Origin of the sequence: Lentzea nigeriaca, assembly GCF_016907955.1 — a bacterium.
In the GTDB taxonomy this organism is placed as follows: Bacteria; Actinomycetota; Actinomycetes; order Mycobacteriales; family Pseudonocardiaceae; genus Lentzea; species Lentzea nigeriaca.
Window position 1 is genome coordinate 551,146 of sequence record NZ_JAFBCX010000005.1, and the last position, 18,659, is coordinate 569,804.

General features: G+C 69.0%; 23 protein-coding genes. 9 read left to right on the plus strand and 14 right to left on the minus strand.

Annotated elements, in window-relative coordinates:
- Window positions 1-8 precede the first annotated feature (8 nt).
- Window positions 9-1,199 (minus strand): acetyl-CoA C-acetyltransferase, encoded by a 1,191-nt coding sequence (locus tag JOD27_RS20725; RefSeq protein WP_204763863.1) that lies wholly within the window; start codon window positions 1,197-1,199, stop codon window positions 9-11.
- A 124-nt stretch (window positions 1,200-1,323) separates the two neighbouring features.
- Here JOD27_RS20725 and mce point away from each other — a divergent pair, with 124 nt between their 5' ends.
- A complete protein-coding gene (gene mce, locus JOD27_RS20730) occupies window positions 1,324-1,764 on the plus strand; it encodes a methylmalonyl-CoA epimerase (RefSeq protein ID WP_204763864.1) in 441 nt (146 codons plus the stop codon).
- Here mce and JOD27_RS20735 read toward each other — a convergent pair.
- Window positions 1,733-2,293, minus strand: coding sequence for a TetR/AcrR family transcriptional regulator (locus JOD27_RS20735; protein ID WP_204763865.1), 561 nt, complete (start codon window positions 2,291-2,293; stop codon window positions 1,733-1,735). The genes mce and JOD27_RS20735 overlap by 32 nt on opposite strands.
- Before the next feature lie 63 nt (window positions 2,294-2,356).
- Window positions 2,357-2,713, minus strand: a complete 357-nt coding sequence (locus tag JOD27_RS20740; protein WP_204763866.1) for an SPW repeat domain-containing protein — start codon at window positions 2,711-2,713, stop codon at window positions 2,357-2,359.
- Window positions 2,714-2,875: 162 nt separating this feature from the next.
- Between JOD27_RS20740 and ccrA the strand changes: the two genes are divergently transcribed.
- Together ccrA and JOD27_RS20750 are read left to right on the plus strand one after the other, a co-directional pair.
- Window positions 2,876-4,189: a crotonyl-CoA carboxylase/reductase gene (ccrA, locus tag JOD27_RS20745; RefSeq protein ID WP_204763867.1), complete on the plus strand. Its 1,314-nt coding sequence runs from the start codon at window positions 2,876-2,878 to the stop codon at window positions 4,187-4,189.
- A gap of 36 nt (window positions 4,190-4,225) precedes the next feature.
- The gene (locus JOD27_RS20750; protein WP_204763868.1) at window positions 4,226-5,512 is read left to right on the plus strand and encodes a coiled-coil domain-containing protein; all 1,287 of its coding nucleotides are present in this window, start codon (window positions 4,226-4,228) and stop codon (window positions 5,510-5,512) included.
- Window positions 5,513-5,737: 225 nt separating this feature from the next.
- Here JOD27_RS20750 and JOD27_RS20755 read toward each other — a convergent pair whose 3' ends face one another.
- Window positions 5,738-6,265, minus strand: coding sequence for a histidine phosphatase family protein (locus JOD27_RS20755; RefSeq protein WP_204763869.1), 528 nt, complete (start codon window positions 6,263-6,265; stop codon window positions 5,738-5,740).
- Between the two features lie 19 nt (window positions 6,266-6,284).
- On the opposite strand from JOD27_RS20755, the gene JOD27_RS20760 reads away from it, so the two are divergent.
- From JOD27_RS20760 to JOD27_RS20770, 3 genes are all read left to right on the plus strand, one after another.
- Entirely contained in the window at window positions 6,285-6,830 is a 546-nt protein-coding gene (locus tag JOD27_RS20760) for a GNAT family N-acetyltransferase (protein ID WP_239567716.1), read from the plus strand.
- Between the two features lie 71 nt (window positions 6,831-6,901).
- Window positions 6,902-7,438: a GNAT family N-acetyltransferase gene (locus tag JOD27_RS20765; RefSeq protein ID WP_307830236.1), complete on the plus strand. Its 537-nt coding sequence runs from the start codon at window positions 6,902-6,904 to the stop codon at window positions 7,436-7,438.
- The gene (locus JOD27_RS20770) at window positions 7,438-8,121 is read left to right on the plus strand and encodes an alpha/beta fold hydrolase (RefSeq protein ID WP_204763871.1); all 684 of its coding nucleotides are present in this window, start codon (window positions 7,438-7,440) and stop codon (window positions 8,119-8,121) included. The genes JOD27_RS20765 and JOD27_RS20770 overlap by 1 nt, the downstream gene beginning before the upstream one ends.
- Here the strand turns inward: JOD27_RS20770 and JOD27_RS20775 are convergent.
- On the minus strand, window positions 8,102-8,395 hold the full coding sequence (locus JOD27_RS20775) for an Rv1322 family protein (protein ID WP_204763872.1): 294 nt from the start codon (window positions 8,393-8,395) through the stop codon (window positions 8,102-8,104). The genes JOD27_RS20770 and JOD27_RS20775 overlap by 20 nt on opposite strands.
- Window positions 8,396-8,427: 32 nt before the next feature.
- On the opposite strand from JOD27_RS20775, the gene JOD27_RS20780 reads away from it, so the two are divergent.
- A complete protein-coding gene (locus tag JOD27_RS20780; RefSeq protein ID WP_204763873.1) occupies window positions 8,428-8,634 on the plus strand; it encodes an FmdB family zinc ribbon protein in 207 nt (68 codons plus the stop codon).
- Here JOD27_RS20780 and JOD27_RS20785 read toward each other — a convergent pair.
- The 3 genes from JOD27_RS20785 to JOD27_RS20795 are packed head-to-tail and all read right to left on the minus strand — an operon-like array spanning window position 8,564 to window position 11,416.
- Complete coding sequence (locus tag JOD27_RS20785) at window positions 8,564-8,968, minus strand: hypothetical protein (protein ID WP_204763874.1); 405 nt, start codon at window positions 8,966-8,968, stop codon at window positions 8,564-8,566. The genes JOD27_RS20780 and JOD27_RS20785 overlap by 71 nt on opposite strands.
- A gap of 41 nt (window positions 8,969-9,009) precedes the next feature.
- Window positions 9,010-9,597, minus strand: coding sequence for a DUF3558 family protein (locus JOD27_RS20790; protein ID WP_204763875.1), 588 nt, complete (start codon window positions 9,595-9,597; stop codon window positions 9,010-9,012).
- A 43-nt stretch (window positions 9,598-9,640) separates the two neighbouring features.
- The gene (locus JOD27_RS20795; RefSeq protein ID WP_204763876.1) at window positions 9,641-11,416 is read right to left on the minus strand and encodes a 3-hydroxyacyl-CoA dehydrogenase family protein; all 1,776 of its coding nucleotides are present in this window, start codon (window positions 11,414-11,416) and stop codon (window positions 9,641-9,643) included.
- Between the two features lie 389 nt (window positions 11,417-11,805).
- On the opposite strand from JOD27_RS20795, the gene JOD27_RS20800 reads away from it, so the two are divergent.
- Window positions 11,806-11,961: a hypothetical protein gene (locus JOD27_RS20800; protein ID WP_204763877.1), complete on the plus strand. Its 156-nt coding sequence runs from the start codon at window positions 11,806-11,808 to the stop codon at window positions 11,959-11,961.
- A gap of 156 nt (window positions 11,962-12,117) precedes the next feature.
- Here JOD27_RS20800 and dhaM read toward each other — a convergent pair whose 3' ends face one another.
- From dhaM to dhaK, 3 genes are read right to left on the minus strand one after another with little or no spacing between them, the layout of a single operon-like run.
- Complete coding sequence (gene dhaM, locus JOD27_RS20805; RefSeq protein WP_204763878.1) at window positions 12,118-12,819, minus strand: dihydroxyacetone kinase phosphoryl donor subunit DhaM; 702 nt, start codon at window positions 12,817-12,819, stop codon at window positions 12,118-12,120.
- On the minus strand, window positions 12,816-13,442 hold the full coding sequence (dhaL, locus tag JOD27_RS20810) for a dihydroxyacetone kinase subunit DhaL (RefSeq protein ID WP_204763879.1): 627 nt from the start codon (window positions 13,440-13,442) through the stop codon (window positions 12,816-12,818). The genes dhaM and dhaL overlap by 4 nt, the downstream gene beginning before the upstream one ends.
- A gap of 1 nt (window position 13,443) precedes the next feature.
- The gene (gene dhaK / locus JOD27_RS20815) at window positions 13,444-14,436 is read right to left on the minus strand and encodes a dihydroxyacetone kinase subunit DhaK (protein WP_204763880.1); all 993 of its coding nucleotides are present in this window, start codon (window positions 14,434-14,436) and stop codon (window positions 13,444-13,446) included.
- A gap of 144 nt (window positions 14,437-14,580) precedes the next feature.
- On the opposite strand from dhaK, the gene JOD27_RS20820 reads away from it, so the two are divergent.
- Window positions 14,581-15,576, plus strand: coding sequence for an ABC transporter substrate-binding protein (locus tag JOD27_RS20820; RefSeq protein ID WP_204763881.1), 996 nt, complete (start codon window positions 14,581-14,583; stop codon window positions 15,574-15,576).
- A gap of 21 nt (window positions 15,577-15,597) precedes the next feature.
- On the opposite strand, the gene JOD27_RS20825 is transcribed toward JOD27_RS20820, so the two are convergent.
- The 3 genes from JOD27_RS20825 to JOD27_RS20835 form a co-directional block, all read right to left on the minus strand.
- Window positions 15,598-17,103, minus strand: a complete 1,506-nt coding sequence (locus JOD27_RS20825) for an aldehyde dehydrogenase family protein (protein WP_204763882.1) — start codon at window positions 17,101-17,103, stop codon at window positions 15,598-15,600.
- Between the two features lie 79 nt (window positions 17,104-17,182).
- The gene (locus tag JOD27_RS20830) at window positions 17,183-18,199 is read right to left on the minus strand and encodes a hypothetical protein (protein WP_204763883.1); all 1,017 of its coding nucleotides are present in this window, start codon (window positions 18,197-18,199) and stop codon (window positions 17,183-17,185) included.
- Between the two features lie 233 nt (window positions 18,200-18,432).
- Window positions 18,433-18,654 (minus strand): hypothetical protein, encoded by a 222-nt coding sequence (locus tag JOD27_RS20835; RefSeq protein WP_204763884.1) that lies wholly within the window; start codon window positions 18,652-18,654, stop codon window positions 18,433-18,435.
- Window positions 18,655-18,659: the final 5 nt, after the last annotated feature.

Consider the following 18,659-nt stretch of genomic DNA (forward strand, 5'->3'; position numbering starts at 1 on the left):
AGAAGACACTAGGCCTTCGCGGGCACGCGGATGATCAGAGCGTCACCCTGACCACCACCGCCGCACAGCGCCGCGGCACCCACGCCTCCGCCACGCCGCTGCAGCTCCAGAGCGAGGTGCAGGGCGATGCGGGCACCGGACATGCCGATCGGGTGGCCGAGCGCGATGGCGCCGCCGTTGACGTTGACCTTGTCCTCGGAGATGCCGAGCTGACGGGTCGACACGATGCCGACCGCCGCGAACGCCTCGTTGATCTCGACCAGGTCGAGGTCTGCGGGCTCGATGCCCTCCTTGGCGCAGGCGGCCTTGATGGCGTTGGACGGCTGCTCGTGCAGCGAGGCGTCGGGGCCCGCGACGACGCCGTGGGCGCCGATCTCCGCGATCCACTCGAGGCCGAGCTCCTCGGCCTTCGCCTTGCTCATCACGACGACGGCGGCGGCACCGTCGGAGATCTGCGACGCCGAACCCGCGGTGATGGTGCCGTCCGCGGCGAACGCCGGGCGCAGCTTGCCGAGCGACTCCGCGGTGGTGTCGGCTCGCACGCCCTCGTCCGTGCTGAACAGGATCGGGTCGCCCTTGCGCTGCGGGATCGCGACCGGCGCGATCTCGGCTTCGAAGACGCCGTTCTCCGCGGCCTTCGCGGCGAGCTGGTGCGAACGCGCGGAGAACGCGTCCTGCTCCTCGCGGGTGACGCCGTAGCGGCCGTTGTACTTCTCGGTCGACGAGCCCATCGCGACCTGGTCGAACGCGCAGAACAGGCCGTCGTGCGCCATGTGGTCCTGCAGCTGCACGTCGCCGTACTTGAACCCGCTGCGCGACTTCGGCAGCAGGTGCGGCGCCTGGGTCATCGACTCCTGGCCACCGGCCACGACGATGTCGAACTCACCCGCGCGGATGAGCTGGTCGGCGAGCGCGATGGCGTCGATGCCGGACAGGCACACCTTGTTGATGGTCAGCGCGGGCACACTCATCGGGATGCCCGCGGCGACCGCGGCCTGACGGGCGGGAATCTGGCCCGCGCCGGCGGTCAGCACCTGACCCATGATCACGTACTGCACCTGCTCGGGAGCCACGCCCGCGCGTTCCAGTGCCGCCTTGATCGCGACGCCACCGAGCTGGGCGCCGGAGAAATCCTTGAGCGATCCGAGCAGTCGCCCCATCGGGGTGCGCGCCCCGGCGACGATGACGGAACCGGACACAGCTGCCTCCATGGAAGAGCGAACGGTCGTTAACTAGGCACCATACCCGCGGCTACTGGGCGGTAATCGTGTGAGACCACGCACAGAGACACCTGCACCGATCAGGTAGATACCCTTCCTTGCCATGAACGCAGAACTCGCTCGATTCGTGACCGCGATCGACCATGTGGGCATCGCGGTGCCCGACCTCGACGTGGCCATCGCGTTCTACCGCGACAACTTCGGCCTCGAGGTCGCACACGAAGAGGTGAACGAGGAGCAGGGCGTGCGCGAGGCGATGCTGCACGCGCCCGGCGACCACGACGGCACGGCGATCCAGCTGCTGGCCCCGCTGAACGAGAACTCGACGATCGCCAAGTTCATCGGCCGTTCCGGTCCAGGCCTGCAGCAGCTCGCCTACCGGGTGTCCGATGTGGACGTCGCGGCGGACGCACTGCGCGCCAAGGGCCTGCGCCTGCTCTACGACGCGGCCAAGCGCGGCACGTCGAACAGCCGCGTCAACTTCGTGCACCCCAAGGACGCGGGTGGCGTGCTCATCGAGCTGGTCGAGCCAGCAGAGCACTAGCCACGAAGGTCAGTTCGTCGTCGATCGGGTCCTCCTCGTCGCTGTGCCGTGCCACCGAGTGCCGGTAGCTCACGGCCAGCGCGAGGAGTGCCGCGGCCGCTTCGACGTCCTTGATCGCCACCGCTGCCCCACCCGCCGCGAGGATGACCTGTTTGATCTGCGCCGCGACGTTGTCGTAGCGCGCCTGCATCGCGTCGCGGACAGCTGAATGCGTATCCGCTTCACGCCACAGCAGGTGTGACAGCAGGGGCGAGGCGTTCAGGCGCGCGTCGAGTGCCGCGACGAGCCTTCTGAGCGACTCCGCGATGTCCCCGGCCACGACGACCCTGCGGTGGTCGACGGTGCTGTCGGGCAACCGCGCGACCAGTGCGGCCAGCAGATCCTTCTTGCGGTTGAAGTAATAGTGCACCAGGCCTTTGGGCACGCCGGCGCGTTCGGCGATGCGCGAGGTCGGGGTGGCGTCGAAGCCGGAGTCGGCGAACAGCTCCTCGGCCGCGGCCAGGATGCGCTCCTTGGCCGAATCCTCCACGCGGTCCTCCAACACGAGGATGTGGGCCCAAGAACGCTCCTGGGCCCACGGTTTTCTGGTTGATCAGTGCGGTAGCACCCTCGAGTGAGCGGCGTTCGCGGCAGGCATCGCCAGTGCCCCCGCGGCAACGGTGAGCACGCCACCGACCCAGGAGACCCACGAGGCCGCCGTCATGTCGGTGTAGCTCATCACCCACGGCGAGATGAACAGCAGTGCTCCGAGCACCATCTGCACGTACTCCCCGTAGATCATCGCGGGCATGGCGAGTTCGACGAGTCCGTCGATCGCGATGAGCGCGCCGAGCACGATCATCGTCCACATGGCCGCGTTCGAGGTGTCCACGACGAGCGGAGAGAGCAGCACCAGCACGCCGATACCCACCTCGGCCCAGTCCTGCCACCTGGTCCACGCCTTGGCCATCTCCACACACCTCCTTCTCGGACACCTCCGATGCTCCTCCTTGGTTGGCCGCCCGGTCAACACTTCTGAGTGGAATCCCTCACAAGCAGGATTCTGAATCGGTTACTCCTGAGTAACCTCCGGCAACCTGCGACTATCCCTCACTTGGGAAGGAATGCCGCCGTGCAGAAGATCCTTGACGCGATCCTGGCCGACGAGCTGGACGCGATCGGTTCCTTGGACGTTCCGGAGAGCTATCGGGGCGTGACGGTGCACGCGGACGAGGCCGACATGTTCTCGGGCCTCGAGACGCGGGACAAGGACCCGCGCAAGTCGCTGCACGTCGACGAGGTCGCCACGCCGGAGCTCGGCCCTGGTGAGGCGCTGGTCGCCGTCATGGCCTCCGCGATCAACTACAACACCGTGTGGACCTCGATCTTCGAGCCCGTGTCCACGTTCGGCTTCCTGCGCAAGCTGGGTGGCCGCCACGACCTGCCGTACCACGTCGTCGGCTCGGACCTGGCCGGCGTCGTCGTGCGTGTCGGTCCCGGCGTCACCGCGTGGAAGCCGGGCGACCGCGTCGTGGCGCACTGTCTGGACGTGCCGCTGGAGGCACCGGACGGGCACAACGACACGATGCTCGACCCGCAGCAGCGGATCTGGGGCTTCGAGACCAACTTCGGCGGTCTCGCGGACCTCGCTCTGGTGAAGTCGAACCAGCTGATGCCGATGCCGAAGCACCTCACGTGGGAGGAGGCCGCCTCCCCCGGTCTGGTCAACTCCACCGCGTACCGCCAGCTGGTGTCCGTGAACGGCGCCAACATGAAGCAGGGCGACACGGTCCTGATCTGGGGCGCGTCCGGCGGTCTCGGCTCGTACGCCACGCAGTTCGCGCTGAACGGTGGCGCGACGCCGATCTGCGTCGTTTCCTCGCCGGAGAAGGCGGAGATCGTCAGGTCCATGGGCGCCGAGCTGATCATCGACCGGTCGGCCGAGGGCTACAAGTTCTGGAAGAACGAGCACGAGCAGGACCCGCGCGAGTGGAAGCGCTTCGGCGCGAAGATCCGCGAGCTGACCGGCGGCGAGGACCCGGACATCGTGTTCGAGCACCCCGGCCGCGAGACGTTCGGCGCCTCGGTCTTCGTGGCGCGCAAGGGCGGCAAGATCGTGACGTGTGCGTCGACCTCCGGGTACATGCACCAGTACGACAACCGCTACCTGTGGATGAACCTGAAGTCGATCATCTCCTCGCACTTCGCGAACTACCGCGAGGCGTGGGAGGCGAACCGCTTGATCGCCAAGGGAAAGATCCACCCGACAGTGTCCAAGGTGTACTCGTTGGACGAAACGGGCCAGGCCGCGCACGACGTGCACCGCAACGTGCACCAGGGCAAGGTCGGCGTGCTGTGCCTTGCGCCGGAAGAGGGTTTGGGTGTTCTCGATCACGAGATGCGCGCGAAGCACCTCACGGCCATCAACCGATTCCGGGGTGTGTGACCTTCCGGGGTTACCCGAACGGGTAGCGTGAGGGGCATGGGCCTCGCCGACGACCGTGACCTCGTCCCACTGGGATCCGGCTTCGACATCGTCAAGCGCGGGTACGACCGCGCCCAGGTCGAGGATCATCTCGAACGCCTCGACTCGGACCTGCGGCTGCTCGCCGCGGACCGTGATGCCGCCGTGTCCCAGACGTCCGACCTGGCGCGCCAGCTGGAAGCCGCACGCTCGGAGATGTCCGAGCTGCGCAACCAGGTGGAGCGCCTGTCGCTGCCGCCGACGACGCTGGAGGGGCTCTCCGAGCGCCTCCAGCGCATGCTGCGGCTGGCCCAGGACGAGGCCAACGAGATCAAGGCTCGTGCCGAAGCGGAGGGCGGGCACATCCGCGCCAAGGCGGAAGCCGACGCGAGTGTGCTCCGTCAGCGCTACGAGAAGCTGATCGCCGAGCTCGACGAACGCCGTGCGGCCATGGAGGCCGAGCACAAGGGCGTGCTGGAGACGGCCCGCGCCGAGGCCGAGAAGATCGTCTCCGAGGCCGAGGCAGCCGCCCGCAAGATCGCCGACGAGTCCGAGGCCCGCCGCGTGACCGTCGAGGAGGACTTCGAGATCGCGATGGCGGCCCGCCGCAGCGAGGCGATGGCCACCCTCGCACAGCAGGAGGCCACCTCGAAGGCCGAGGCCGACCGCCGCCTGCGCGAGGCAGCCGACGAGGCCGCGCGCGTCCGTGCGGCCATCACAGCCGAGCAGACGTCGTCCAAGGCCGAAGCCGAACGCCGCGTCCGCGAGGCCACCGAAGAGGCCAACCGCCGCCGCCACGACTCGATCACCGAGGCCACGGCCCGCATCCAGGAGGCCACCGACGAGGCGAACCGCCGCGTCCGCGAGGCCACCGAGGAAGCCAACCGCCGCACCACCGCCGCCACCGAGCGCGTCGACCAGCTCCGCACCCTGCGCAACCGCCTCTCGCACCAGCTGCACAACGTGCGGACGGCACTGCAGGAGGTCATGCCGCTGCTCGACCCGGTGGAGGAGGAGAAGGAGCCGCCGGCCGGGACGCAGGACGCGTCGCAGGTGCCCGCGCAGCAGGCTCCTGCCCAGTCAGCGCAGGCCGCACCGGCTCCCGCCGCTCCTGCGCAGGCCCAGTCGGCTCCTGCTCAGCCCGCGGCGCCTCAGGCCGCGCCCGGCTCTCCGGCTCCCGCCGCTGCGGCTCAGCCCGCGGCACCCCAGGCCACCCCCGCTGCGCCAGCCAAGCCCGCTGAGGCGAAGCCGGTGGACGGTCCGACCACCAAGATCGCGCGGCCGCAGCCGGCCAAGAAGGCCTGACGCCGCAAGCTCACGCCGGGGCCCAGAGGCCCCGGCAAGGTCGCCCTGCTGGGCTTGGCGTCTGCAAGTACCACCAACTCCTGATCGAATCGCCGCCAGCTACACCCAACTGGTTCGTCCTCTGGCGGACCTTCGGTGCGCCGGTGCGGCCGATGCACCGCGAGTTGGCGGTGGAAAAGTGCTGGTTGATCTTGAGTTGGTGGTACTTGCAGACGCCGTGGGCGGTCAGCGGGTCATCTCGTAGATCGCGGGCATCGGCATCGCGTGGAGGAACTTCATGTCCGCGTGATGCCCTGCCGCGAGCAACGCACGTGACACGAACATCCCGTGCGACCCGACCAGCACCGTCGCATCCGGGTACTCCTCAGCTATGCGCGCCAACGCCTTGTCCGCCCGCGCGGTCAGCTCGTCGAGGCTCTCGCCGTCGCCGTGCGCCGAGCCGGGATTCGCCCAGCTGTGAAGGCACTGCGCCACGAAGTCAGCACTCGGCACCAGCCCCGACCTCCACTCCCGCAACTCCGGCCAGGTCACCATATCGAGTCCCAGCGCCTCCGCGGCCGGCGTGACCGTCTGCACCGCCCGCAGCAGCGGGCTCGACAGCACCGCCACCGGCGCATAACCCACCAGGCGCGGCACCAGATCCCGAGCGGACGCGAGGCCCTCCAGCTTCAAGGGCCGCTCGTCGGAGTCCGGCACACCGAACTCCGGCAGCACGGGCCGCGCATGACGCACCAATACGATTCGAGTGGGCATACCACTCATCATGGGGGAAATGATGTTCGTGAGGTCATTGGGCGACGGCGCCGAGTTGCGCCCGTTGGAACCCTGGCAGGCGGAAGAGTTCTTCGCGCACATCGAGCGCGGGCGGGAGTTCATCGCGCAGCACATCGCGTTCGCGGACGCGGCGAAGGACCTCGACAGCGCGCGGAAACTGTTGCAGCGCTACGCCGACAACACGGCCGCGGACACCGCGCGCATCTGTGGGATCTGGCTCGACGACAAGCTGGTCGGAGGCGTGATGCTCCGGCAGATGGACGTTCCTCAGGGTCTGGCCGAGGTCGGCTGCTGGCTGGAACCGTCCGCGACCGGCAAGGGGCTGATCACCAAGGCTTCACGGATGATCATCGACTGGGCGATTCGCGAGCGTGGCATGTATCGGGTCGAGTGGCGGGTGTCGTCGGAGAACGCGCCCAGCATCGCGGTCGCGCAAAGGCTCGGCATGGTCAAGGACGGTGTGCTGCGCAAGTACTTCCTGTACCGCGGGGTCCGGCAGGACCTCGAGGTGTGGTCGGTGCTGGCACCGGAGTGGGAGAACTGACGGACTGTGCATTACGCACCAATACGATTCGTGCGGGCACACCACTCGATCACGCGGGGGAAACGATGTTCGTGAGGTCATTGGGCGATGGCGCCGAGCTGAGGCCGTTGGAACCGTGGCAGGCGGAGGAGTTCTTCGCGCACATGGAGCGCGGGCGGGAGTTCATCGGGCAGCACATCGGGTTCGCGGATGCCGCGAAGGACCTCGACAGCGCGCGAAACCTCCTGCAGCGCTACGCCGACAAGGCGGCGACCGACACCGGCCGCATCTACGGAATCTGGCTCGACGACAAGCTGGTCGGCGGCGTCATCTTCCGCGAGATGGACGTGCCGCAGGGCAGAGCCGAGGTCGGGTGCTGGCTGGAACCGAGCGCCACCGGCAAGGGGCTGGTCACGCGCGCCGCGAAGACCCTGATCGACTGGGCGATTCGCGAACGCGGCATGGATCGGGTTGAGTGGCGGGTGTCGTCGAAGAACGCGCCCAGCATCGCGGTCGCACAGCGGCTCGGACTGACGAGGGACGGGGTGCTGCGCTCGTACTCCGTGCACCGCGGGGTCAGGCAGGACGTCGAGGTGTGGTCGGTGCTGGCACCGGAGTGGGAGAGCTGATGGACGATCTCGTGCTGCTGCACGCCTTTCCGCTCGACGCGCGGATGTGGAACGTGCCGGGCGCACTGATGCCGAACCTGCGCGGGCACGGCGAACCGGACCTCGGCACGCTCGCGGACCAGGTCATCGCCGAGCTGGGCGACAGGGAGGTCGTGCTCGGCGGGTGCTCGATGGGCGGCTACGTCGCGATGGCCGTGCTCCGGCGCGCGCCGGAACGCGTGAAAGGCCTCGTCCTCGTCGACACCAAGCACACCGCGGACACACCGGAAGCCGCAAGGAACCGGCACGCCATGGCCGACCGGGTCGAGGCGGAAGGGGTCGGCGAGTGGCTCGTGGAGGCGATGCTGCCGAACCTGCTCAGCCCGAACGCGTCGGCGCGGGCGCGGAAGCTCGTCACCACCATGATCCTCGAACAGCGGCCGGAGGACGTGGCGTGGTGGCAGCGCGCGATGGCGAAGCGACCGGACTCCGCTGACGTGCTCGGCAAAGCGGACGTTCCCGCGCTCGTGGTGAGCGGCGAGCTCGACCCGCTCATGCCGCCGGAGATCGGCCGGCAACTCGCGGAAGTGTTGCCGCGCAGCACGTTCATCGAGATGGAGGGTGTCGCTCACCTGCCACCGGTGGAGCAGCCGGAGCGGTTCGCCGAGCAGCTGGAGCGCTGGTTCACCACCGCCGGGCTGTAGGGCCGCGGCGGCCGCGCGAGTCCCAGCAGCCCTGGTGCCAGTGACGGCGTTCCTCCACCGAACCCGTCTCCTCGGCGGGCCAGGCGACGACGTGCGGCGTGCCGGGGCGGATCTCGTGGTCGCAGCCCGGACAGCGATAGGTCTTCTGGGCCTGCGCCCCCGAGATGGCGCGGACCAGCCAGTCGCCGTCCGGGCCCGACTCGGCACGGGCCCAGCCGACACCGCCACCGAGGGGCCGGGGGTCTTCGTTCTTGGGCGCGTTACGACGAGGCACGGCCACACGGTAACCGCTCGTAGAATCAGGCCGTGCCGACCTACGAGTTCCGTTGCCGAACCTGCGACGACACCTTCGAGCTGCAGCGCCCGATGAGCGAGTCGTCCGCACCTGCGAGCTGTCCCGACGGCCACCCCGACACGGTCAAACTGCTGTCGATGGCCGGAATCAGCGGTACTCAGCAGCAACCGCAGGCTGGTGGTGGCGGTTGCTGCGGTGGAGGGTGCTGCGGATCCTGAGCAGGTACAGCACGCTGGCGACGAGCAGCGCGGCCGCGAGAGGGATGTGCAGCGCCGTGAGGTGGAAGACCCCGGCGTACACCTGAGCGGTGATCAGCACCAGGAAGCCCAGCGCGTACCAGACGGGCTGGAGCGACCCGCCGCCCGGCCGCCACGCGAGAACCGCGAAGACGACGTGGGCGACCGTCACGACCCACAACGTGTACGAGCCGGCGCTGTGCAGGACGTGCCCGTACGGGACGGTCAGCATCAGTCCCGCGGTGATCGACTGAACGAAGACGGCTGCTGTCTGCAGGGCGACGGTCGCGTGCAGGAGCTTGGTGTGCGTGGCCATGATCTCCAGACGGCACAGCCGCCGGGAATGTGACAGGCCCGCTAGGAGTTCTCGCGGTCGATCAGCACCTCGGCGACCTTGCGGCCCTGATCGCAGACAGTGCCGAACTTGCCGGACGAGTCGATGATGATGATTCCGAGCCCGCCACCGTTGTAGGGCACGACCAGCACGCACGAGGGTTCGACGTCCTGCTCGCCGGACCGGTCGAGGTACGTGACCTTGTGGCCCTTCACGTCCCAGTCGCCGGTGGTGCGCTCGATCGTGATCTGCCTGCCCTCGCGGAACCGCAGCGAGACGCCGACCTCGAGGTTGTCGATCTTCGTCGTCCACCGGCACGACTGGTCGAACGTCGAGTCGTAGTTGATCTGGGTGGGCGGCGTCTCGGCCTTCGCACCGGGGTAGGGCAGGTCCGTCCACTTGAGCTTCGCGCACACGCCGTGCACCTCGCCGTCGATCGGCGCGGTCGGGACGTCGAGGTCCTGTGACGCGCTCGGATCCGTCGAGCTGTCCTTGTCGAACGGCGAGGTCACGTCGAGCGGGGTCTGCGCGACCGGAGTGCCACCGACGGTCGTCCTGGCACAGCCGGACACGAGCACGAGGACAGCCAACAGGAGCACCAGTCGCCGCATGGCACCACCATGCCAGACACGACATGGTGCCCCTGTTAGTGGCTCACGAGTAGTCCCGGAATCCCTTGCCGGTCTTGCGCCCGAGGCGGCCCGCCGTGACGAGGTGCTCGAGCAGCGGCGCCGGCGCGAAACCGGGCTCGCGGAACTCGTTGTAGAGCGTGCGCTGGATCGCCAGCGACACGTCCAGTCCCACGACGTCCAGCAACGCGAACGGACCCATCGGCAGACCGCAGCCGACCTTCATCGCGTTGTCGATGTCGTCGGCCTCCGCGTAGTGGGCCTCCAGCATCTTCACCGCGTCGTTGAGGTACGGGAAGAGCAACGCGTTGACGATGAAGCCCGCCACGTCGCCGCAGTGCACCGGGTGCTTGCCGAGGTCGAGGCAGATCTTGCGGGCCGTGGCGACCACGTCCGCGCCCGTCGAGATCGTCTCGACGATCTCCACCAGCTTCATGACCTGCGCGGGGTTGAAGAAGTGCAGGCCGACGACGTCCTCGGGCCTGCTCGTCGCCGCGGCGATCTCGATGACCGGCAGCGAGGACGTGGTCGTCGCGAGCACGGCGCCGGGCTTGCACGCCTCGTCGAGCGCCGCGAAGACCTCCTTCTTGATGCCGATCTCCTCGGCCACCGCCTCGACGACGAGGTCGCAGTCCGCCAGCTCGACGAACTCGACGGCAGGCGTGATCCTCGCGAGGATCGCGTCCCTGTCACCCTCGGCCAGCTTGCCCTTGGAAACCGCCCGATCGAGCGACTTGCGCACCGCACCGATCGCAGTCTCGGCCTTCTCCAGGCTGCGCGCACGCAGCACCACGTCGTACCCGCGCTTCGCGAACACCTCGGCGATGCCCGTCGCCATCGTGCCGGTGCCGATGACACCGACCCGTTGGATCTCCCGGGTCTGCACCGCACTGTCCACTTCGGACGGCGTCTGCGCGTCCTTGACGACGACCGGCGAGTCGGGCCCGTCGTAGGTGTAGAAACCACGCCCGGACTTCCGGCCCAGCAGGCCCGCCGTGATCATCTGCTTGAGCAGCGGCGCCGGCGCGTGCAGCCGGTTGCGCGACTGGTGGTACATCGTGTCGAGGATTTCGTACGCGGTGTCCAGACCGATGAGGTCCAACAACGCCAACGGACCCATGGGGTAACCGCAGCCGTACCGCATGGCCGCGTCGAGGTCCTCCCGCGTCGCGTACTTGGACTCCAGCATCTTCACGGCGTGGTTGAGGTACGGGAAGAGCAACGCGTTGGCGATGAACCCGGCCCTGTCCCCGATCACGACCGGCGACTTGCCCAGCTGCTCGGTGAACGCGACCACGTCGGTGATCACGTCCGGCTCGGTGACGACCGTGCGCACGACCTCGACCAGCTTCAACACCTGCGTGGGGTTGAAGAAGTGCAGGCCGACGACCTTGCCGGGCCGCTTCGTGTGCACGCCGATCTCGGTGATCGACAGGCTGGAGGTGTTCGACGCGATGATCGCCTCGGGTTCCAGGATCCCGTCGAGCTCCTGGAAGATCCGCGCCTTCAGCTCAACGCTCTCCGGCACCGCCTCGATCACCAGGTCGCACCCGGCGAGGCTGGTGAGGTCGAGGCTCGTCGTCACCCGGTCGTGGATCGCCGCCTTCTCGGCCTCGGTCAGCTTCTCGCGCTTCACGGCCCGCTGAGTCGAGTGCTCGAGGTGCCCGAGGCCGCGCTCGACGCCGGCCGCGTCGACTTCCACCACCTTCACCGTGAGCCCGGTGCGCGCGAGTACCTCCACGATGCCCGCGCCCATGGTTCCGAAGCCGACGACTCCGACGGTGTTGATTTCGCGCGCCACTGCAGACCTCCCTGCGGGGTAAAGCGTGGGCTACCAAGGAGTAACTTGCGGGCGACTATGCCACTCCCAGCACAGCCGGGCGCCGTGAGCTTCGCCATCAGGATCGAAACAGTTATCGGTCTAGCAAACGCCTAGATGCGGCTTTCCGCCTGGTGAACCCGTGTGGGGCAACGGAAAGTTGAGCCGACCGGGTTGCGGGTGGACCGTTGTCGCGGGCGTCGAGGTCGCCCGGCAACGGTTGTGGTCGCGCTCAGGGCCGAGGCTGGGCCCGCTGTCACGCCCCGCCTGCCGTCGCGCTCCTCAGGAAGCCGTTCTCGCCTTCACCGGTTTCGCGGGCACTGCCGCGGCTCGGCGTCGCGCGGCTGGTGTCGGCATGGCGTCGGCGTGGCATGGCGTCGGCGTGGCTGGCGTCGGCGTGGCTGGCACCGCCGCGGCTGGTGTCGGCGCGGCTGGTGTCGGCGTGGCTGGTGTCGGCGTGGCCGGTGTCGGCGTCGGCATGGCGCGGCACGACGTCGGCGCGGCGTGGCACGGCGACGGCGGTGTGACGCGGCTTCGGCCCCCTCAGCCGACCAGCGCCCCCGGCCGCCCCAGGACACCGCCCGTCAGCACCGTGGCAGGGCTCCGGCGAAACCGCACCACGCTGCGTCGCGCATCGCGGATCGGCTGCCTCGCCCAGAGCTCACACCGCAGTCGTGCTGCCGCTAGTCGTCGAACCCCCTCTCGGCGAGCTCCTCGATCCGCCTGATCGCCTCGCGCGCGTCCTTCCCGGTGGCCACCACCGTGATCGACTTGCCGCCGGGCGCGCTCAGCCCCATCAACGCCAGCACGCTCGCCGCGTTGGCCTCCTCGTCGCCGTACCGCACGACGACTTCGGCGTCGAGCTCCGCCACGGCGCGCGCCAGCAGGGCTGCCGGGCGCGCGTGCAGCCCTACCTCGTTGGTCAGCAGGACCTCCGCCGACACCGCGTCGGGCACGACGTGCAGTGCGGGGCGGCTGGGCGCGGAGGCCGGGGTCTCGCCGGACGCGCCCTCGGCTGCCGCGGCTACGTCGGCCAGGGACGCACCTCCTTGTGCGGCAACGGCGGCGGCCACCGCGCCCTCCACTAGGGGCGCGTCGACGACGGCGTAGCGGGACGGGTCGTCCGCCGATTCCACGGCCATCTCGGCGGTCATCTTGGCGCTGCCGAGGTCGTAGAGGACGACTACGCCGGTGCCCGAGTCGGCGTCCGCCAAGGCCTCCACCACCGAGCCGTAGTCGGTGCCGAGGCCGCCCTCCTCCGTGCCGCCGACGGGCAGCACGGACACGTCCGGCGCCATCTGGCCGGCCAGTTCGGCCACGCCGTTGGCCAGCATGTCGCTGTGGGAGACGATCACCAGTCCCACTCGGGACGCCGCCGCCGTCATGCCTTGGCCGCCGCGTCCGCGAAAGCCCGCAGCAGCAACGACGTCGACCGCGCGCCCGGATCCAGGTGGCCCGCGCTGCGCTCGCCCAGGTACGACGCGCGGCCCTTGCGCGCCACCATCGGCACCGTCGACTCCGCGCCCTCCGCGGCCGCGTCGGCCGCCGCCGACAGGACCGCGGCGACCTCGCCGTCGACCGACGCCGCCGCGGCCACGGCCGGGGTCAGGGCGTCGACCATCGTCTTGTCGCCCACCACTGCCTTGCCGCGCGCCACCACGCCGTCCAGCGCGGCCCGCAGCGCGCTTGCCACGGCGTCGCTGTCGAGCTCCTCCAGGTCGCCCACCGCGGCCGACGCGCGCAGGAAAGCAGTGCCGTACAAGGGGCCCGCCGCGCCGCCCACCGTCGAGATCAACGTGGTGGCGACCAGCTTCAGCACCTTGCCGGGAGAAGAGGGCTCTTCAGTGTCCAAACGGGACAGCAACGCGGTGAAGCCGCGCCTCAGGTTCTCGCCGTGGTCGCCGTCGCCGATCGCCTGGTCGAGGCGCACCAGCTCGTCGCGGTGCTCCTTCACCACCTCGGCGGCCGCCCTCAGCGCCGCCACGACGTCCGCCGCCGTGCACCCCACCTCAGACTCCCCACCGCAGTGCGGGCGTGTGCACCGGCGCGTCCCACAGCTCGATCATCTCGTCGTCCAGCTTCAGCAACGTGAGACTCATGCCCTGCATCTCCAGACTGGTGATGTACGGGCCGACGAGCCTGCGTTCCACCGTGATCCCCCGATCGGCCAGCAGCTGTTCCGCGATGCCGTGCGCCAAGTACAGCTCGATCAACGGCGTTCCGCCCATCGAGTTCGTGAAGAGCAGCACCCGGTCCCCTGAGGCGAAAGGCAGGTCTTCGAGAACAGGTTCGAGCAGCGCCGAAACCATCTCGGACGCGGACCCCGCCCGCACCCGCTGACGGCCCGGCTCGCCGTGGATGCCGATGCCGATCTCCATCTCGTCGTCGGCCAGCTCGAAGCTCGGTGTACCCGCGTGCGGGACCGTGCACGCGGTCAGCGCGAGCCCCATCGATCGCACCGAGCCGATCACCCGTGACGCCAGCGCCTCGCACGCCGCCAGATCGTCGCCGCGTTCGGCCGCCGCGCCCACGATCTTCTCCAGCAGCACGGTGCCGCCGACGCCGCGCCGCCCGGCCGTGTACAGCGAGTCCTTCACCGCCACGTCGTCGTCGATCACCACGCTGCGCACCTCGGACTCCGCCATCTCGCCCGCGGTCTCGAAGTTCAGCACGTCGCCCGTGTAGTTCTTCACGATCAGCAGCGCGCCCGCGCCGCCGTCGGTGCGCGCGACCGCGTCCAGCACCTGGTCGGGTGTCGGCGACGTGAACACCGCACCGGGACAGGCCGCGTCGAGCATCCCGCGCCCGACGAAGCCGCCGTGCAACGGTTCGTGGCCGGACCCGCCACCCGAGATGATCGCGACCTTGCCCCGCACCGGGGCGTCCGCGCGCACGACCACGGCCGGGTCGTAGTGCACGGTCAGCAGATCGGAATGGGCGGCCTGCATGCCCCGCAGCGCGTCCCGCACCACGGTTTCCGGATCATTGATGATCTTCTTCATCGAAGCGCCCTTTCGATCGGCGGTGACCGTGTTCCTTCTTACTCCGGGGGTCTGACACTCGGTACGGGCAAACGACCCCGGTACCGTTAGCCTGCCCTAAGAAGTGCAGGTCAACATCACTGCCAGTAGCGGAGGAACCACGTCGTGTCGAAGAGAGCAGCGCTGCTCGCCGCAGTCGCCCTGGTGCTCGCAGCCTGCGGTCAGAGCACCCCCGACAAGCCGACTGTCGCCCAGGGCGGCCAGGACTTCGGCAAGGCGTACGAGCTGAGCAACGGGTTCGGCACGACCGCGAAGCCCGGCGAGTTCCCCCGCACGATCAAGCACGCGATGGGCGAGACCAAGCTCGAGAAGAAACCCGAACGGGTGATCGTGCTCGACACCGGCGAGCTCGACAACGTCGTCGCCCTCGGCATCAAGCCCGTCGGCATCGCGTTCACCGACGGCTCGCCGACCATGCCGTCCTACATCGGCGACAAGGGCGGCAAGCCGGAGAACGTCGGCACGATCAACAACCTCAACCTCGAGGCGATCACCAAGCTCAACCCCGACCTGATCCTGGGCTCGCAGCTGCGCGCGGAAGCCCAGTACCCGAAGCTGAGCGCGATCGCCCCGACGGTCTTCTCGGTGCGCCCCGGCTACGTGTGGAAGGAGAACTTCCTCCTCAACGCCGCCGCGCTCGACCGCCAGGCCGACGCCGCGAAGATGCTCGAGGACTACACGAAGAAGGCCACCGACGTCGGCAACGCCGTCGAGAAGAAGCTCGGCGTCCGCCCGACCGTCACGGCGCTGCGCTTCATGCCGGGCAAGATCCGCCTCTACGCCAAGAAGTCGTTCATCGGCACGATCCTGATCGACGCCAAGATCCCGCAGCCGACCCCGTCCCAGGTCGACGACCTGGCTGCCGAGGTCAGCGCGGAGCAGATCGGCAAGGCCGACGGCGACTTCATCATCTACTCCACCTACGGCGACCCGGCCAAGACCGCGCAGGGCTCGGTGACCGGTGGTCCGCTGTGGAGCGGCCTGAACGCGGTCAAGTCAGGCAAGGCCAAGCCGGTCCTCGACGAGACCTACTTCCTCGGCCTCGGCGTGCTCGCCGCGAACGTGGTGCTGGACGACCTGCAGAACCAGCTCGGCGCATAGACGTCAGCCTCGCGCGGGTGCTCAGCGTCCGAAGAGCATCCGCGCGAGCCGCAGCATCTGCTTGCCCGCCATCGAGGACCGGTCGAACGTCGCCATGTTGAGCAGCGACTTGAACCGCTCCTTCGTCACGGCCTTGGCGTAGACGAACTCGCGCAGCCCGTCCTCGCCGTGGATGCGCCCGAACCCGGAGTCGCCGACGCCGCCGAACGGCAGCCCGGGAATCGCCGCGTAGGTCAGCACCGAGTTGATCGACACCATGCCGACCCGCAGCTCCGCCGCCAGCTCCTCGCCCCGCGCCTTCGAGAACACCGCGGCACCCAGCCCGTACTTGGACTGGTTCGCGAGCCGCACGCCTTCCAGCGCGTTCGGCACCCGGTTGATCACCACGACCGGCCCGAAGGTCTCCTCGGTGATCGCCAGCGAGTCCTCCGGCACGTCGGTGAGCACCACGGGCTCGACGTACGGCGGCCTGATCGACTCCGCACCACCCACCAGCGCCTTGCCGCCGCGGTCCAGCGCGTCCCGCACGTGCTCGCGGATGATCTCCACCTGGGCCGGCATCGTGATCGGCCCGAGGTTCGCGGTCGGTTCCCCGCCCGGCTTGAGCTTCTCGGCCCGCTTCACCACGACCGCGATGAACTCGTCCGCGACGTCCTCTGCCACGTAGACGCGCTCCACGCCCGCGCACGTCTGGCCGGCGTTCGACACCGCGCCCCAGATCGCGGCCTCGGCGGCGGCGGTCAGGTCGGCGTCCGAGTCGACGATCAACGCGTCCTTGCCGCCGCACTCGACCAGCACGGGCGTCAGCGTCGAGGCGCACGCGGCCATGACCTTCTTGCCGGTTCGCGTGGAACCGGTGAACGCGATCTTGTCGACACCGGACGCGCACAGCGCCGCGCCCGTCTCACCGAAGCCGGTGACGACCTGGAACACCGGGTACTCCGGCACCGCCTCGGCGAACGTCGACGCGAGGAACGTGCCGACGCCGGGTGTGAACTCCGAGGGCTTGAACACCACGGCGTTGCCAGCGGCGAGCGCGTACGAGATCGAGCCCATCGGGGTGTGCGCGGGGTAGTTCCACGGCCCGATGACGCCGATGACGCCCAACGGCCGGTACTCGAGCGTCGCGGTGTGGTTGAACATCAGCATGCCCGAGGACACCCGGCGCCTGCCCAGCACGCGGCCCGCGTGCCGCGCCGCCCAGTGCAGGTGGTCCATCACGAGCGCGATCTCGACGCGGGAGTCGTCGGCGGGTTTGCCGGTCTCCGCGCTGATCAGCGAGATGAACTCGTCGGCGCGCTGCGACAGCACTCTGCGCCACGCGTCGAGCTTGGTCTTGCGACCCTCGAAACCGAGACCGGACCACCACGCGGCGGCCTCGCGCGCCGAGGACACGGCCTCCTCGACCTCGGCGGCCGTGTGGATCGGGTGATGCGCGACGACCTCGCCCGTGCGCGGGTCCAGTGAGGCGAACCGCCGCTGCTCGCCATCGGCCGACAGCACGCTGTCCGAAGCGGTCTGCGTCATTGGGACCCTCCCGGGGTACTCGCCAGTAACCTCGACACTAACGCGTACTTGAAGAACTTTCAGCCCCCGCCTGGTCCCGTCACGCGCTGGGCAGGCCGGGAAGCACCGCCTTGACGAACGCCTGCGCCGCCTGGCAACGATCCAGTTCCTTGTCCTTCGAGGCTCCCACACTGAACTCCGCGATCTCACCCGCGTCGCTGGAGTCCTTCGTGCGGACCAGGACCAACTCGCACGTGGGGAACGCGCCGTCCTTCAGCGCCTGGTAGCCCTTCACCCCGCCGCCGAGATCGACCTCGGTGGACTTGGGGTCGAACTTGCCGTCCTTCGGGACGCGCGCGGTCTTGAACTCGAGCTGCATCTGCGCGCTCTGCCCCGTCCACGAGCACTGGTGCAGACCGAAGGCGAACATCCGCGGCGAGGCGCCGACGACCGGCGCGAGCGTGGCCTTGTCGACGACCGTGCACGGGTCGAGCTCGACCGGCGACCCCTTCGGCGGGTTGTACTTCTGCGGGTTGCCGCGCAGCTTGCGGACGACTCCCTCGAGCACCTTGCGGCCCGGCTCGCACGGGTCTGCCACCCCCTGGTCACCCGAGCCCGTGCTCACCTGGACCCGCACGGCCTGCGCCGGGTTCTCCTGCGTCACGGCGCTGACGAAGCACGACGAGGTCAGCTTCTGCTCGCCGCTCTTGAGCCCCGCGACCTGCCTGGTGGCGTTCTTGACCTCCGTGGAGGTCAGCGAGTAGCCGATCTCCACCGTGAGGTTGAGGGTCTTGCCCGCCTTGTCCTTCATGTAGTTCGAGCAGCGCGTGTAGTTGCTGCTCGTGTACTTCGACGGCGTGCCGAGCGACTGCAGCAGTTCCTTCTCCATCAGCGCGCAGGGGAAGACCAGCCGCAACCGTTCCGCGGCGAACGCGGGATCGACCGGCTTGCCCGGCTGCGCGGACGGCTTGACGGACGGATCGGTCGAGCTCGCGTCCGCTACCGCCTGCACGGTGCGGCGCGGCGAGTTGGTCTTGGCGAGACCGGGACCGCTCGAGCAGCCGGCCATCAGCAGAGCAGCGGCGGCGACCACGGCCGTGGCACGAAAACGGAGCACGACGTGCACGGTAGCGACCTTCGCGGGCGCCCGTGGGCAGTACCCCGAGTTACTCCGTGGCACATGTCACGCAGCGCTACGGGAACGATTCAGAAGATCAACGCGATGTACCTGGTGAAGACCCCGAGAGAAGGAGAGACGTGCGTAACCGAATTCGCCGCGCATTCAACTGGCTCGACGCGTGGACGATCGAGGCCTTCAACCCTGTTTTCCCCGGCCGTCCCCAGTCGTAGTCAGCTCTTGTCCGTTTTCGCGAACTGAGGCCGCAGCGTCGCCCACGCGGCGAACACCGCCGCCAGCACCACCATGGCGACGCCGGCCCACAGGTTGATGTTGACTCCTTCGGCCTTCCTCAGGTCGTCCTCGGACGTGAAGCCGAGACCGACGACGACCAGTACAACGCCGTACAGGCCGAAGAGGAAAGCGATGATCAGTCGCAGGTCGAACAACCTCATGACGG

Bases quoted from the DNA above. Each gene is read 5' to 3' on its own strand.
- mce (WP_204763864.1), top strand. From the start codon at position 1,324: ATGAACGCAGAACTCGCTCGATTCGTGACCGCGATCGACCATGTGGGC.
- JOD27_RS20790 (WP_204763875.1), bottom strand. From the start codon at position 9,597: ATGCGGCGACTGGTGCTCCTGTTGGCTGTCCTCGTGCTCGTGTCCGGC.
- JOD27_RS20835 (WP_204763884.1), bottom strand. From the start codon at position 18,654: ATGAGGTTGTTCGACCTGCGACTGATCATCGCTTTCCTCTTCGGCCTG.
- dhaM (WP_204763878.1), bottom strand. From the start codon at position 12,819: ATGACGGCGGCGGCGTCCCGAGTGGGACTGGTGATCGTCTCCCACAGC.
- JOD27_RS20760 (WP_239567716.1), top strand. From the start codon at position 6,285: ATGATGTTCGTGAGGTCATTGGGCGACGGCGCCGAGTTGCGCCCGTTG.
- JOD27_RS20785 (WP_204763874.1), bottom strand. From the start codon at position 8,968: ATGGCCACGCACACCAAGCTCCTGCACGCGACCGTCGCCCTGCAGACA.
- JOD27_RS20755 (WP_204763869.1), bottom strand. From the start codon at position 6,265: ATGCCCACTCGAATCGTATTGGTGCGTCATGCGCGGCCCGTGCTGCCG.
- JOD27_RS20825 (WP_204763882.1), bottom strand. From the start codon at position 17,103: ATGACGCAGACCGCTTCGGACAGCGTGCTGTCGGCCGATGGCGAGCAG.
- JOD27_RS20750 (WP_204763868.1), top strand. From the start codon at position 4,226: ATGGGCCTCGCCGACGACCGTGACCTCGTCCCACTGGGATCCGGCTTC.
- JOD27_RS20800 (WP_204763877.1), top strand. From the start codon at position 11,806: ATGGCGTCGGCGTGGCTGGCGTCGGCGTGGCTGGCACCGCCGCGGCTG.
- JOD27_RS20770 (WP_204763871.1), top strand. From the start codon at position 7,438: ATGGACGATCTCGTGCTGCTGCACGCCTTTCCGCTCGACGCGCGGATG.
- dhaK (WP_204763880.1), bottom strand. From the start codon at position 14,436: ATGAAGAAGATCATCAATGATCCGGAAACCGTGGTGCGGGACGCGCTG.
- JOD27_RS20740 (WP_204763866.1), bottom strand. From the start codon at position 2,713: ATGGCCAAGGCGTGGACCAGGTGGCAGGACTGGGCCGAGGTGGGTATC.